11 protein-coding genes are annotated in these 15,085 nt (G+C 43.9%); 5 read left to right on the top strand and 6 right to left on the bottom strand.

The genetic code is table 11. The features are described 5' to 3' along the window. The 3 genes from DXZ20_RS37265 to DXZ20_RS05840 form a co-directional block, all read left to right on the top strand. Positions 1–286, top strand: a 286-nt coding sequence (locus DXZ20_RS37265; RefSeq protein ID WP_250565642.1) for a hypothetical protein, incomplete at its 5' end; no start/stop codon positions are given. Positions 287–396: 110 nt separating this feature from the next. Continuing rightward, entirely contained in the window at positions 397–1,437 is a 1,041-nt protein-coding gene (locus tag DXZ20_RS05835) for an alpha/beta hydrolase (RefSeq protein ID WP_163696967.1), read from the top strand. 53 nt (positions 1,438–1,490) lie between these two features. After that, positions 1,491–1,856 (top strand): hypothetical protein, encoded by a 366-nt coding sequence (locus DXZ20_RS05840; protein ID WP_163696968.1) that lies wholly within the window; start codon positions 1,491–1,493, stop codon positions 1,854–1,856. A 29-nt stretch (positions 1,857–1,885) separates the two neighbouring features. On the opposite strand, the gene DXZ20_RS05845 is transcribed toward DXZ20_RS05840, so the two are convergent. The 3 genes from DXZ20_RS05845 to cofH all read right to left on the bottom strand — a co-directional run bounded on the left by DXZ20_RS05845 (position 1,886) and on the right by cofH (position 4,650). Beyond that, complete coding sequence (locus tag DXZ20_RS05845; RefSeq protein WP_163696970.1) at positions 1,886–2,737, bottom strand: alpha/beta fold hydrolase; 852 nt, start codon at positions 2,735–2,737, stop codon at positions 1,886–1,888. Further along, positions 2,652–3,380: a hypothetical protein gene (locus tag DXZ20_RS05850; protein ID WP_163696971.1), complete on the bottom strand. Its 729-nt coding sequence runs from the start codon at positions 3,378–3,380 to the stop codon at positions 2,652–2,654. Before DXZ20_RS05850 ends, DXZ20_RS05845 begins: the two co-directional genes overlap by 86 nt. 118 nt (positions 3,381–3,498) lie before the next feature. Continuing rightward, positions 3,499–4,650, bottom strand: coding sequence for a 7,8-didemethyl-8-hydroxy-5-deazariboflavin synthase subunit CofH (cofH, locus tag DXZ20_RS05855; RefSeq protein ID WP_163696973.1), 1,152 nt, complete (start codon positions 4,648–4,650; stop codon positions 3,499–3,501). A gap of 149 nt (positions 4,651–4,799) precedes the next feature. Between cofH and DXZ20_RS05860 the strand changes: the two genes are divergently transcribed. Together DXZ20_RS05860 and DXZ20_RS05865 are read left to right on the top strand one after the other, a co-directional pair. Continuing rightward, positions 4,800–5,819 (top strand): glucokinase, encoded by a 1,020-nt coding sequence (locus DXZ20_RS05860; protein ID WP_163667386.1) that lies wholly within the window; start codon positions 4,800–4,802, stop codon positions 5,817–5,819. Between the two features lie 145 nt (positions 5,820–5,964). Further along, the gene (locus tag DXZ20_RS05865; protein WP_163696975.1) at positions 5,965–6,729 is read left to right on the top strand and encodes a YebC/PmpR family DNA-binding transcriptional regulator; all 765 of its coding nucleotides are present in this window, start codon (positions 5,965–5,967) and stop codon (positions 6,727–6,729) included. Between the two features lie 164 nt (positions 6,730–6,893). Here the strand turns inward: DXZ20_RS05865 and DXZ20_RS05870 are convergent, their stop codons facing one another. The 3 genes from DXZ20_RS05870 to DXZ20_RS05880 form a co-directional block, all read right to left on the bottom strand. After that, entirely contained in the window at positions 6,894–7,352 is a 459-nt protein-coding gene (locus tag DXZ20_RS05870) for a hypothetical protein (RefSeq protein ID WP_163696977.1), read from the bottom strand. Between the two features lie 155 nt (positions 7,353–7,507). Further along, positions 7,508–8,887, bottom strand: a complete 1,380-nt coding sequence (locus DXZ20_RS05875) for a pentapeptide repeat-containing protein (RefSeq protein WP_163696979.1) — start codon at positions 8,885–8,887, stop codon at positions 7,508–7,510. A gap of 111 nt (positions 8,888–8,998) precedes the next feature. Next, complete coding sequence (locus DXZ20_RS05880) at positions 8,999–14,947, bottom strand: HEAT repeat domain-containing protein (RefSeq protein ID WP_163696981.1); 5,949 nt, start codon at positions 14,945–14,947, stop codon at positions 8,999–9,001. Positions 14,948–15,085: the final 138 nt, after the last annotated feature.

Consider the following 15,085-nt stretch of genomic DNA (forward strand, 5'->3'; position numbering starts at 1 on the left):
AGTAAGTGCCTGTGGTCCTAAGAAGCCAGTCATTCCTGACGATGTTGAAGCGATTGCCCATCGCTGTTATGAAACCGTGGCTACCGCTGAGAAGACGCCAAAACTTGCTCCTTCAAAGGCCATGGAAGACGGAACCTTTTTGATTCCTTGGTCCATTGTAGAATTGCCTGATGAACGTGGTTCGTGCATCGTAGATGGTCGCGGAGCGGTGTTGCTGTTGACAAGCAATGCCGCTGACACGCAATCTGAAGAGCAATCAACCGAACAACCTGCCTCTCAAGAGTAGTCGTGTTATCTGTGCGTTAAGGCGAGCTGATAATTAAGCAGTCCCGCAATCTTTAGGAATATGCTGAGTCTGAGCGGTAGTATTCGTCTATGCCCAGATATCAGGTTGCTATGGCAGACTACCTAACGCTTAAAAATGTTCTGAAGAGCAAAATATCAGCTCGTGAATCAGAGCTATCGCTAATTGATAATCTCTGTCGGTCGTATTTTTTATTTCATAGCGAACCCACTGAAAAAGTGTGTCTGTTTTTCCATGGATTTACGGCTGGTCCCTATCAGTTTATTCCCATGGCAGAAACCTTACACAAAGCAGGGTGTAATGTGCTAGTGCCCTTGTTACCGATGCATGGTTTGGCAGGTCAATGGGGGCCGGGTAATCCCCCGCCGCTAGCAGAAGACCCCCGCATCTATCTTAAGTTTGGGTTGCAGTGGCTTAAAATTGCCCAGAGAATGGGCTCGAAGGTGATTATTGGTGGTTTGTCTGGTGGTGCGACCCTGGCGACGTGGCTGGCCATGGAAAAAGCTACTGATATCTATCGGGCACTGTTATTTGCACCTTACTTTAGTGCCAGCAGCAAGGTGATTGACTTATTTGTTAGGCATATTGATACCTATTTTGAATGGGAAAAATTAATGGGTCCCAGCTATCCAGGGTTTGAAATTTCTGCCCTGCGAGCAGTGTTACGAATTGCAAAATATAACTTTAAGCGGGTCAAAAAGTCTCCCATTGCCCCGATCTTTATGATCTCTAGTGAAAGCGATCGCGCTGTGAATAACTATGATCACCATCGTTTCTTTGAAGCAGCACTAGAGCATCAACCCTATTGCTGGTACAACAGCTTTGATCGGGTGTTAGATATCCCCCATACGATGATGACTGAAGCAGAGGGGAATCGATTTACCAATTTGTTGAATGTGATTACGAAGGCATACATTGAGAGTAATCTGACCTGGGAAGAGGTGGAGGAAATTGCCTATCGCATGACCAAACGCCGCACATTTAATTCGGTGGTGGCTGATCTGGGTTGGCAAGATAAAGTGTCCCGCGATATGCCTGCCATGATGACCCTGGTGGACAAGTGGGATATTGCAGTTAAACGGGAATTAAAAGGACGTAAGGGATGGAGACGACACAGACGACGGAATGATTGAGACGGTGGGGAATGTCTACAGACCCATTAACAAAACGGATGGGAGAGTGAGTCGTGAGCGGTGGGATCAGTTTATGGTTAGAAGGGATAGTCACAGGGGCGATATTAACGCCAACTGAAACAGCAGTTTTGTGGGGATTACATCATCCTTATTGGCTGGTTGCGATCGCAATCTCTCTAATTATCCTGCTCCAATTCGGCCTTTCCCTTGCTGGTCAACTGCTGCGTCGTCTACTTAAGTGGCTAGGACGCTCTCCCTTCTTCTTGGGTCGTTGGCTCATTACCAAGACCACAGCTGGAGAATCAGCTCAAGAACAACACGTTGCAACAATCTTGCAGCGATTAAACAGCCTACAGGAAGAGCAAGCAATATTGTTGGCAGAGCTAAAAAAGCAATTGCCCAACAAAGAAGAGTTTTAGGTTTTGAATTTTGAGTTGATGCGGTTTTTCTACAATTCCTGCTTTCGTAAAAATGGCACCACCGCCTCGCTCACCTTATCAGCCCAATCTTCTTGGGCATAATGGCCTACTTCTGTCATTTCGATATACTCGCCATCTTCAACTCCTTTGGCGAATGCTTTGGCGCTTTCTGCTGATAGCCAGGGGTCCGATATGCCCCAAGCCACTAAGGTAGGACGTGACCAGTTGGCAAACCCTTGGGAAATTTGCTCAGTAATTTGAGGCATTTTCATCGCGCGGATTGTCCACATCAATGAACGGCCCACATCAGAGCTTTTTAGGAATGGACGGCGGTAAACATCTAGATCGTCATCCGAGACCTGGTAAGGACCACCACCTTCCAGGGTGCGATCCACCAAGAGCGGGTCTTGGGTCACCATGTCACCCACAAAAGGCCAGCCCATCATTTTTACAGAGAAAGGTAACTCTGCCTTGGGTGGGAGAGGCGTATTGAGAATAATTAATCTTTCGATTTTGTCAGGGTTCTGAGCAGCATAGAGTAGACCAGTAACCCCTAAAAACCCCTGCACTACTAGGGAAAAACGGCTTAGCTCCAGAGTCTCGATATAGTCGCTAAGGGCTTTGAGATAGGTGACCTGGTCATAGGCAAACTGACGTTTATCAGGTTTTGAAGAGGAGCCGTGGCCAATCCAATCGGGGGCAATGCTACGAAACCCCTGTTCAGCCAGAGCTGGCTGAACATCGCGCCAGCTGTACCCTTGGGATACCAGACCATGGAGCATCAAGACAGGGGGCTTATCGTTGGGGGTGTCGGGAACTAGCTCGCGATACACCCAGTTCAGATCCCCAATTTGCACATCCTTGAGCTCGATTTTGGCCATAGCTTTTTTCTCCCACCTGTGGGAAAAAGCTTACCGCATTATTGACAGCCAGGGGATAAGCGTCTAAGTAGCTCTGAAAGTAAGTGCGACAGGAGGGGGCGATCCGCCACAGATTAATGGACCAGCGTTCTAGGTCAGGGTTAATCACTCGATGGGGATTTTGACTGTTGAACACGATAATTGACCCCGGTGGTAAGCGATGGATTGTTTCCGTGGCACGCTTTTGGTGGAGTTTATCGTAGCCAGTATAGTTAGGGGTATATCCCCACTGAGTTGGCACAGTTGACAGGTTAATACTGACAGCTAGACAGGCGGCATAGGGATCGTCGCGATGCTCACGAATGCCCACACCGCCATAGGCAACGAGTCCCACATCGGGGGTAAGTGGGTCCTGATCGGGTAGGGCAACTTGGCTAGCCCGTTGATAGATGGTGCGGCAGAAGCCCCAAAACTGGGTGTGCTGCACGGCGGATTGATAAGACCGACCACAGCTGCCTAAAATCGGCTGATGTTCAAGCCAATAACGCTGTCGTCCTATACCATAGCTAGACGTATCCAGTTCTAATAGGGATCGATGCTTGTTGAGATGTTTGCGGAGCTTATGCTGCTTGGCAGGAGGTAAGATGCTGACTATTTTAAGCATGCAGCTAACGGATGCTAGGGCTTGGAATTCGAGCGGATTAATGGTCCTGCACTACTCTACAAATCTGCTATTGGTATGGAAATAGATTTGAGTAAACATTAACGATTAGATGCGTCTGTTAATAATTGATCGTTATCCAGTTATATAAGGTATCCCGCTGTTGGCTGGGACGATTAAGGGTGGCGATCGCACCCGTCAAATCGTCCACTGACTGACAGGTACCTCCTTGTGCTCCGGCCATGGAGGTAATGTGCTCTTCCATCAGGGTGCCACCAATGTCGTTGCAGCCCCAGCGTAAGGCTTCAGTAGCACCATCCAGACCAAGTTTTACCCAACTAGGCTGATGGTTTTTGATCCAACGACCCAAATAAATACGCGCCACTGCCGTTAGTAATAGTGCATCTGAGATCACTGGCTGATCTCGACCGACTCGCTTCCGCAAGGGAGCTGGGGCATCCTGTCCCACAAAGGGCAACAATATAAACTCAGTGATGCCTGTGTCACCCTTTGCTAAAGAGCGCTGTTGCAGCTGACGTAGTTTTTCAAAGTGGCCAATTTGCTGCTCAATGGTTTCAATATGGCCTGACAGCATTGTGCTGGTGGTGGGCATGCCTAGCTCGTGGGCCTGGGTGACAATCTCGATCCAGGTGGCAGTGTCAATTTTTTCAGGACAGAGCACCCGTCGCACCCGATCATCAAGCACTTCAGCTGCGGTCCCTGGGAGTGAGCCGACACCGGCTTGGGCCAGTTCACCTATGACCGTTGCAAAGTCTAAATTGTCTTCGCGGGCAATAAACTGCACCTCCTGGGGTGAGAAAGCATGGATGTGGAGGTGAGGAAACGTTGCCTTGATGGTAGTAACGAGCTGTTGGTAATAGTCCAAAGAGCGACCATTAATTTTGGCCGTTGGGTGCAGGCCTCCCTGCATGCAGATTTCCGTTGCGCCTGTCTCTACGGCAGCGGTTGCTTTTTCTAGAATATTTTCCCAGCTGAGCCAGTAAGCCCCCGCCTGCCCTGCATCGCGACGAAATGCACAAAAGCTACAGTGCTGTTCGCAAATGTTGGTGTAATTTATATTGCGATTGACCACATAGGTGACGGTGTCTCCCGCTTGCTGTTGACGTAGTTGATCAGCAGTCGCTCGGATGGTTTCCACGGCTGCGGCTGTGGTCTGGCTCAGTAAGGTGATGCCGTCGTCTGGCGAAATATTCTCACCGTCTAGGGCTCGGTCTAAAATGTCGGCTATGGTCGGGACTACGGGGAGGGGCATTACACTCGTTGCGGTATAGATCTAATGGACTGTGGGAAATTAATTCCTCAAGAGATCGTCGATGATCGCGGGGTATCTAAAAGGGCGTGCCAACGACTTTCTATATTCTCCAACTATCACGTTAAATTTGACCTGATTTCGAAATCATTATGATGCAACTACTAGCGGGTGACATCGGCGGTACCAAAACAATTTTGCGGTTGGTGCAGTCTGGCACTAATCCCCAAGAAACGCTCCATGAACAGCGCTTTGTCAGTGGCGATTATGCTGATTTGGTGCCGATGGTAAAAGACTTCCTGGCAGCAGTTTCAAATGCCCAGCCCCAAGCGGCCTGCTTTGCTATTGCTGGACCTGTGGTCAATAATCGTTCCCAGCTCACAAATTTAGCCTGGTCTTTGAGTGGCGATCGCATCGCTGATGAACTGGGTCTCAAAACGGTAGAGCTGATCAATGACTTTGCTGCCGTTGGCTATGGTGTACTAGGACTAACGTCAGATGATGTGTGTACGCTACAGTCGGGAACCCATGATGATCAAGCGCCCATTGCCATTATTGGTGCTGGGACTGGACTGGGCCAGGGGTTTTTAATTAACTGCGGTGGCCAATACCAGGTATTTCCTTCTGAAGGGGGCCATGCCGACTTTGCCCCTCGCTCTGAACTGGAGTTTCAGTTACTGCATTACCTGTTAGACAAACATTCTATTTCCCGTGTTTCTGTGGAGCGGGTGGTTTCTGGCCAGGGTATTGTCTCTATCTATCAGTTTTTACGCGATCGCAACTTTGCCACTGAGTCCGAAGAACTCGCTCAAGTGGTGCGCAATTGGGAGCAAGGCGCAGGCAAACGCAGCGAACTCCCCGATCCAGCCGCTGCCATTTCCAAAGCTGCCACCGTTGACCGTCTTGCTGGCCGCACCATGGAAATTTTTATTGATGCCTACGGGGCGGCGGCTGGTAATTTAGCCCTCAAACTTTTACCCTACGGCGGCCTTTACGTAGCCGGTGGCGTCACGGCCAAAAACATGCCCCTGATCCGCGACGGCAGTTTTCTCACAGCCTTTAGCCACAAAGGTCGCGTGGGCCCACTGCTGGATAATGTGCCCATTCACTTGGTTACCAATCAAAGCGTAGGGTTGATTGGGGCAGCGTTACGGGCGGGACAACTTGCGTGAGGCTCCCCTGTAGGGGCGTTCCATGGAATGCCCCTACAGGGGAGATTTTCCCATGGCCCATTCCCTATTTCTTTCCCAACCTTTCCAATTTCCTTTCAAAACTTCTCGCTACAATAGTGGGCTAGTGTATGACGACTAAGACGTTATGGCAGGGCATAGTAAATGGGCCAATATCAAACGCCAAAAGGCACGGGTTGATGCGGTTAAGGGCAAAGTATTTGCCAAGCTGTCACGGGAAATTATTGTGGCAGCAAAGCATGGTGGCGGTGACCCCGATGGTAATTTTCAGCTGCGGACGGCCATTGATAAAGCGAAGGCAGCGGGGGTGCCCAATGACAATATTGACCGTGCGATCGCAAAAGGGACTGGTAAGCTAGGTAGCGATGGTGACTTAGAATCCATTCGTTACGAGGGGTATGGTCCGGGCGGTGTTGCTGTACTGGTGGAAGCCCTGACCGATAATCGCAACCGCACCGCTGCCGATCTGCGAGCGGCGTTTAGCAAAAACGGTGGCAACCTTGGCGAAACGGGCTGTGTCGGCTGGATGTTTGACCAAAAAGGCGTAGTTGTCGTCAAGGGTGAGTTGGAAGAAGATGCCCTATTAGAAGCGGCCATTGAAGGGGGAGCTGAATCTTACGAATTGACCGAAGTGGATGAAGATACCCCCGGTGCAGAAGTGTTGTGCCCCCCTAGCGATCTGGAGAATCTCAGCATTTATCTCAAAGGCGAAAGCTATACAGTGAAGGATATTGAGGTGCGCTGGGTACCGAGTAATACAGTTGATGTGACCGATATTGATCAAGCAAAGTCTCTATTAAAAATGATGGATGCTTTGGAAGATCTCGAGGATGTACAATCGGTGACTGCTAACTTTGATGTTAGCGAAAAAATACTTCTAGCTCTGCTGTAACCTTGCAAGAACGTGATGTAAACAGCCTGTGAACTCAACAAGTTTGCTTAATGCATTGCTCTAAAACAATGGTGTTTCTTCAAGAAAATTTCCCGATGATCATTGGCTATGAGGAGAGGTTGTTTGAAAATCTTTCCTGATCATTTATAAGCAAAGCCTATTCTTTATTGGTCTATGGGAAGATTCCATTTAAAATCAGGATACAACTGTTTAACCTGGCTAAGCTGAGGTTGGATTTCTACAAAAGGTACTTGTAGTTTCTGAGACAGATCAAGTACGTTGTTTGCAAAGTCAGCAACACCTGCAATACCACCTCCCAAAGTAACTACTATACTTAGGAGAGAAAGAATTCTCATACGAAGCTTGGATGGATTTTTCTCTTTTTGCTTTAAATCACTGCGTAAATCCTCAACATATGTTGTAGCAAGTTCCTTATACTGGCTACTGAAAGATTCGGCTATTTGAACTAAGGATTCCAATATCTTTTCTATGCTATCAGTTCCACTGATATTCTGCTGATATTGAGCATCTATGGAGTTTATAAAATTTCCAGAAGACGAACCACTACCAATACTGTTAGCACCGGTTATTTGCGAACCACTGATGTTGATTTTATCGTTCATAATTATATAATAATCCTCGAATATCCTATCTAGCTATTCTTTCTTCAAAAAAGAACAGCTAGATAAAGTAATAATCAGAAACTTGATGTTTCTCTAACTTTACTTTTTATCCTCCCTTATAAAAAATGCTTAATTTTAAAGCCTTCAGAAATACCCTAAAGATCTTCATCAATTATTTCCTCATTCTCGATAGAGTTGTTAGCTGAAAACCCACTACCAATGGTATTCGAACCCGTAACTTGAGACTTACTGATACTAATTGTATCTCCTTCACTAACTCTCTTATCCATGTTCTGTTCAACCGTTACACTTACGGTGCTGTTGTAAAAATTCATTGGATTACTTTGTGTCTGACTTTTACCATTATCGTGAGCTTCCTTCGGCTTGGTATAACCTTCATCTCGACTCTTGATCATTTCTGATGATAGATCTTCTCTGTCGCTTCCAGTAACATTGATAATGCCAGAACCTACTACATTAGAAAAATCACTCTTTCTGAGAACTGCGTTCCTAAAGTAAACGTTAGTTAAAGAGGATTTACTAAAGCTAGTTTGCAACCTACGTATGAGCGAATCGAAAGCCTGATTAATTAACGGATGCTTCCTTCTTCTATCATCATCTGAGCTAACAGCATCATTTGCAAACATCTCACCGAAAAGCAACATTCCGATAGCTAATATAGTCACTAATAGAGCTGAAATTAAAGCACTTTCACCTTCCAACTTCTCCTTAGCAAAAACTCCTGCAGAAAGCATTGCTCCTAGAAATGCTCCAAGTATCGAAGGTATTAAAGTTAATATCCTCCTGATAAATAAATATCTCCTGTCGCGTCGATCAATTAAGTCAGAGTTCTTTAATACTTGCTTATCTAGTTCCAAGTTAAGATAAGATACCTGTGATTGAGTTATAATTCCAACAAGACCTCCCATAACGCTCGCAAAGCCAAGGATTGATGTTGTTGCGAATGGATCAGGTAGTAAGCTTGTGAGTAAGAAAGATAAGGTTGTGATCCCAACTATGAACATTGCAAATACGGCACGAGTACCCTTGTAAATTGCAATAACGATTGATATAAAAAATATTATTACAAAGATAAAACCAAGGAATGAATTAAACTCACTGACTTGCGCTATATTGCCATCAGTAATGCTTTCACCACAATAAGCTTCATTAACTTTTTCAATAGGTACAGAAGCTAGACCATACATAAATACCGATGAGTATCCACAAATCAGCCCTGCTATTGCTCCGATTGGGATACAACAGAGCCTTAAGATAAAAAACCAAAATCGCGTAAAACCAGCCTTTACACGATCAAAACTAACATTAATAAGCCTTGTTTTTTGGAAATTAGCTCCATGAATCAAAGAGTCTGAAAAGCTTATTTGTTCAAGAGTAATTCCCTTAAAAGATGCTCCTCGTAAATCTGCATACGAAAATCGACTGCTATATTCTTTGAGTTTCTGGCCACTTATTTTTGAGAAATCAAAACCTCTAAAATCTGAACGTTTTACATTATTAGTTGTAGTTGCCAAAACTTTACCCTCTTTAGATCTAAGAAACTTTTGAAGTGATAGCTGTCGATTTTATATCCAAGCTTTAAACGATTGCTTGTAAAAAGTGAAATATTGATTTCCTTAAGTATTCTAGAGATTACAAATCCAAGAACCTCTGAACCATCTTACTTGACATATAAGCGCTTGCTCAGAACCAACTCTTCTACTTGCATTCGCTCGAACGCTGTCTCTTTCTGCTCGAATGCTATTGAGAATTATTGTTAAAAGATTATTCACGTTCAAATTATCAAGTCTGCTAATCAAAGTTTCGCTTCTTACAGAGAGTAAAACCTGTTCCAAGGTTCCAACTTGCGAAGATCGTAATCCTGACCTCAGTTTTTCGACATCTCCCAAATTCTCAAATGTAGCTTCAAAAGCCAGAGTTAACTCGATACTACCGAGTTCGGATCTTGCTAGCTCTCTGAGTGAATTTCCTGCCTCTATCCTGACCGATGGATATTCTCGCTCATTCCAAAATACCCCAGTTAAAGATTCTATAATTCTTTTTCTGTAGTAATTAGAGGTTTTCTCCGATGTAAACGCAATTTGAGTGCCTAATGAAATCGCAGCATTCTTTCGTACAGTTATATCTTCATCATTGTTTACTGCATTGATTAGTGCTTCTGTTAAGCAAGTATTTTTATCGTTTTGAATATTTTTCAAAACTTCGGTTACATAGTTATTGTTATTGATATCGTTAGCTGACGGTTCTTCTCTGGGAAGTGCACATTCCCACTCTTCGTGTAACAGTCCTCCAGAATAAGTTGCTGCAATTGCTCTGATATTAAAAGGTTGATCAGACTTTAAACTGTTTACAAATAGTCTAGAAACACGGCTATCGTCAAACCCTAGCTGCCCCATCGAATATAGTAAAACTGCTTTCAGTTCATCGGAATCTGTGCTGTCCGAATTATAGTGAGCAATTAAAAGAGCATTCAGCACTTCTTGGGGATCAAGACCTACCATTGTTCGATAAGCATTTACACCTATCTGAGACACTGCATGAGCTGCTGTTGCCTGTAATTCAATAGTTTCAGACCCACTGGCATTAACAGCAATAGAATGTAACTCTGTCAATGCTAAAGATCCAAGCCTTGGATGAGTATTACCAATCTTGCCCAAAGCATAGGCTGCCGCTGCACGAGATGATGAATCGGTGCTACTTATCAAAATGTCTTGTAGCATATCCTGAGCTTCAACAGAAGCTGTTCTCATTTCACCTAAAGCATAGATGATTTCATTAGCTAACCCAGTATTAAATGTCGACTGTCTTAAACGAGCAACTAATGCTGTAGTCAAAGTTGAACTAGGCAATGCGGTTTGCCAGTCTGGATGACTATTTTCAGCATTACTACTGTAAGACACTTGTGCCAGGAGTCTAATAGCATGAGCAGCTTGCCAAGCGACAGTAGCCTCTGCTTCAAGATCTTGTGCTAATTTTGGAATGACTTCTCTAGGATTAGCTTGTAAAAAACTTTGAATAGACTGAGCCACAACACGGGGTTCATCATTCCCTAAACGCCCTAGTAACAAATAATAGCTCTCATCATTGCTACTTTGATTAATTTTACCCAGTGCTTGAACAGCACTGGCTCGAATTACTGCACTTTCCTTGTCTTCAGCTAATCTCCTCAGTGTGTCTGTTACAGACTTGGTAAGGATAGACTCACGATTAATTTCAGGATGCCAAGCACCGCTAACTATATTAGTTAAACCTAAGCAAAGATTCTCTCGTCGAAGCAGTCCAATGGATGCATTTTCACAATCCTGTGCGAGTTTTATCGCATCACTTGAAAAGTCTCTAAATCCTAAATTCTTAATAAAGATTTCTCTTTCTGATGCACTAAACCATTCAAAAGCATTAGGACCTAAAAGAGATAGAGTACCAACGGCAGTATCACTTAGACGTGTGTCTAGGCGTGTGTCATCTGTATCATCAAGCTCAACTGTCGATGCTAGAGGTAGCAAACCTTCGTTGATGATAAGAGCAATTTTGTCTCGCTTTTGATTACGGTCAAACCGAGTCGAGGCTTGAACATATAGAGCAATCTCCTCCAACAGTTCTACCCGAACGAGGTTCAAATTATTTGATTTAACAATAGGTATCTTATCAATACTGCCTAGATCTAGGGTAACTAAAGCTTTCAAAGCTTTTGTGTCTGGTTCTCTCAACGCAATCTGCCCTAATGCCTCCAGAGCTGGTCTACGTAACTCTTGTCGAAGCAGATAATAATCAGATACCTCTTCTATACCCCATCCCTCTGCTTGATATTCAGCAGGTAGCTGCGCTCTTTGCTCCTCATTTTCTGGATCTTCAGGGGCAAAGTCGGGCAAACGCTCAGGTAATCGAGATGAGCCATTGGCTAAATTACTTGGTAAACATCTACTCTGTTGAATTGAGGCAGTTAGGGGATCTCCTGCTGTTGGGTCAGTTAAACGATCTTCTGAATATTCATGAGAGACAATGCCATACTCCAATGAATCAAAATGAAAATAGCGATCAAAATATGGGTGCTGTCTAAAGTCTTGGTATTGTGCTGGGGTTAAACACCAATCTAACTGACGATTTCGTCGTTCATTATTTTTACCTTCCTCCCCTACATTTACAGGGCAGTTAGCATTGGGTGTCAAATTCCGTCTACTGTTACCAGCTAAGCTGACCAAGCAACTAACTACAGCCTGTCGCCGCCAGTAATATGGATCAATCTGTCCAAGTGCAGCGATCGCACCGCTCTTCATAAGTCGTAGCTGTTCGATCAGTGATGGTTCATCTAAAACTGGCTCTCTTGTACCAGGTTCTTCTAGATTTGAAACTGTTTGACGATTTGACGCGCAAAAATGTCTGTAGGGCTGAGGATAAACATAAATTCGATCCATTAATTCTTGGACGACAGCATCATTATCAATGCCGACAGCTTCAAGAGCATAGCCAGAACCCGCACAGGCTAGTAATGAACTGTAGGGTAGAGAAAGTGTATGTTGAGCTTGGTTTAAATCATTAGCTGTGTCGTATAGTGCCTTACTGTCATTTTCTAATGCATCAAGTAAGTTACGACTCAAGCGCATTAACCGCCTCTGATCATTGGCATCCAACCATCTATCACTGCTGTGGAGCTCTTGTTCGTTGAGTTTATATAGCCCTTCCCATAATTCCTGTAGTTCTGCATCAGCTCTACTATTGCTACTCTCAACAACGCTAGTAACAGCCGCTTGCACGCGATTACTAGCATCAAGGTCTGAGGTTAGTAGCCGACGAAACCGACTAATGTATTTTTCTTGCCCATCATCAGGTTTATAGCTAATAAATTGTCTAAGGGATGTTCGTTCTAGACCAATTTGGTCCAATGCTTCGATAACAACTGCCCGAGTCACTGGATTATGAAAGTAGCTTAAATATTCATCCTTTATTGGCTGGTCAATTCGGGGATCAGGAAGAGTAATGGGGTGTAGAAGTCTCTCTATAAGATCATGTTCTCTAGAGTCAATCTGAGCAAAGACATAACTAGCAATGCTGTCCCGCACACTGTCAGAAGCGAATGTATTAGAGTCATTGCTTGCTAACAGCACATCGCGCACCCTTAAAACCCATAATAGGTCTTCAACTATTTGCTTTTCTTCTAAGCTAGCCTCTATTTTCCCATCGCTAATACCAATTTGACCTAGCACAAATGCTGCGGCTACAGCTGCTCGATCAGTTTTAGAAACCTCTACATTTGGTATTTCTAGTTTGCAGGTTTCGTGCAAAGTATTGCTCTTGCTCTGCCAAGAGATACTAATGTCTGAAGCCATTTCCGCAGCTAATGCACTAATTTCTTCAAGAAACATTTCATACTCATACTGACCTAGGGAAAGTGTCTGTCTCAATTCATGAGGTTTTTTACTCTTAATGAATTCAAATAGTACTTGTCCTAAGTTATTTTGAGCATTAAACCTCTCTGTACTCATATCCACAGAGGTAGGTATAGTCATAACCTTGAGGCAAGTTTTGAGTTCCTGTAATTTTTGTGTGATACCTTGAGCACTTTCATTATCCCCAGATAACCCAAACTTTTCTTTAAGCTCTACTGCTTTACTAGTTTGCTCTAAAGCACGACCGTAGCGCCCTATGGTAAAAGCAACAGTAGCAATAACATTTTCTGATTGCTTTTCGTCCATACCATAGTCGTTGAGGCCTAAAAATAGTGCTTCTAGTACGCTGATTTCTCCACCGTCAATCTTGTATGCAAATTTTTGCTGCTGTAATATTTTTGGATGGAAAGATGCAATTTGGCCTAGGGCATAAGCTGCCTGCTGACGAATTTCCCAGCTTCTGGAACTCAAGCTTCTGCCAAGGAAAACAGCGAGTTTTTCCAAGGAATCTGAACTTTCTTCGGTTAGATTGAGCCTTCGATAATTAACACCGCCTGCAGCTTTTGTAGCAGATAACTGTAGTCGCTCATTACGGCTACCATTAATAGATCCCTCAGCTGCCTTAACTAACTCTCTAAAATCCTTGCTGTAGTACTGACGAAATGCGACTTCGGCTGTTTGCCTGAGCTCTTCATCCTTATCTACAGCGAATCCTTGTTCAAGAGTAACAAATAAGTTGTCTGCTCCTTGTGACAGGGATCTTGGTCTTAGGGGGATTTGAACTCCTGCATCGTTCGCTTGGTTATTAAATGTTGAATTAGATTGCGTTTCCAGTGAGCCAGATGACTGTGGCTCTCTCCTCGCGTCAAGGCGACTGGCAATATCAAGTGCTGATAGCTGTTCTGCAGTCTGCTGTTCAATGGCGTCGCGATCATTGTGATATTCATCTAAATCTTCTTGAGCTACACCATATAGGTTTCTAACTGCAAAAGAATAGAAACGATCCCCAACACTACCAAGGCGTTCTATAGCTGCGATCGCACCTGCTCGAACCTCACCAGTCTCTTCAGCATTAGCTGCGATCATATTTAATAAGCATAAAGTATGAGAAGACAGCACGTAAGGGGAATCAGTCTCCTCTTCAACGTCATTACCATTCTCCTCATCTTCAGCAGTCCGTATTGGGCAATTTACGTTTGTATTATTTGAGCTGGAGCTTGGATAAAAGATCGATGCTGCTAAAGCTTCGATAGTTGCAATCCGAATATCAATCAGTAGGGCATCAGAAGCAACATCACGATTCTCAATCTCTAAAACTGTTTGTAGATATTTTTTCAGTAAGTCATCCGTATTCTCAGAAATGAGCTTCAGCTGTCCTCTATAGTAATCACTATCAGACCTTGCTAGATATTGCTGTAGTCCCTGTCCTATATCCTTTAGAGCCTTAAGAGCTGTTAAATGAAAAGCTACTTGAGCTCTGTAGGTAGCTGCTTGAACTTTTTCTGTTTGTGAAGCATTACTACCAGCACTTAGTCTTTCACGAAAGGTCCTAGCGTCTTCAGTATTAGATATGTCTAACGTAATAAGACTATCATCGCTATTCACGAAAAAACTTACGAGCTTTTCTAGATGCTGATCCCCGTTCGATGAGGCTACCGACAGAATTGCAACTTTGCTTAGTAGAGTCATAACAGAAGTTTGCAGTTGCCATGACTCAGCGGAGTTAGTAGTACGTTGAGTTTTTAGAAGCCTCTCAGCTATACTCAGTAATCTGCTTATATCTAAAGGATCTATATAATAACTATCGGTTTCTGGCTTGATTTGATCAATAACTGCTCCCAAACCATGTAACACCATTGTTTTATCGGTGTCATCGATGCTTTGTTCTTCTGACTCTAAAACTATTAGCAGCTCATTAAAAATACGACTTAAGTCTTGGTTGGAGCAGCTATCGATAGAGTTAATAACTTCATATAGCTGATTGCTGAAATCCGTGTTCTGTCTCTCTAAACTTTCTAGATAAATGTTTTCACATCTATCACTTCCATCGATCTGAGCGAAGCGTGAGTTGCGACTTAGGTCGGAAGGCCTTGGTGTAATCGCAAAAGTAATATCAGCTACCAATAACGGAAATATGCCAATACCTGCCAGTAAACGCTTGAATACTTGCTGAGAAACCTGCTGCTTCATAGATGCCCAAATCTATTGATAGAAAAACACTTACAAAATAACAATATGATTTGAAAAGTACGTATATGCACTGACACAATCACAATCTTCAAATATCTTTAGAGTAAATGCTCTTAAATTGAGATGTATGAAAACGAT

The organism is Adonisia turfae CCMR0081 (genome assembly GCF_011009555.1).
Lineage (GTDB): Bacteria > Cyanobacteriota > Cyanobacteriia > Phormidesmidales > Phormidesmidaceae > Leptothoe > Leptothoe turfae.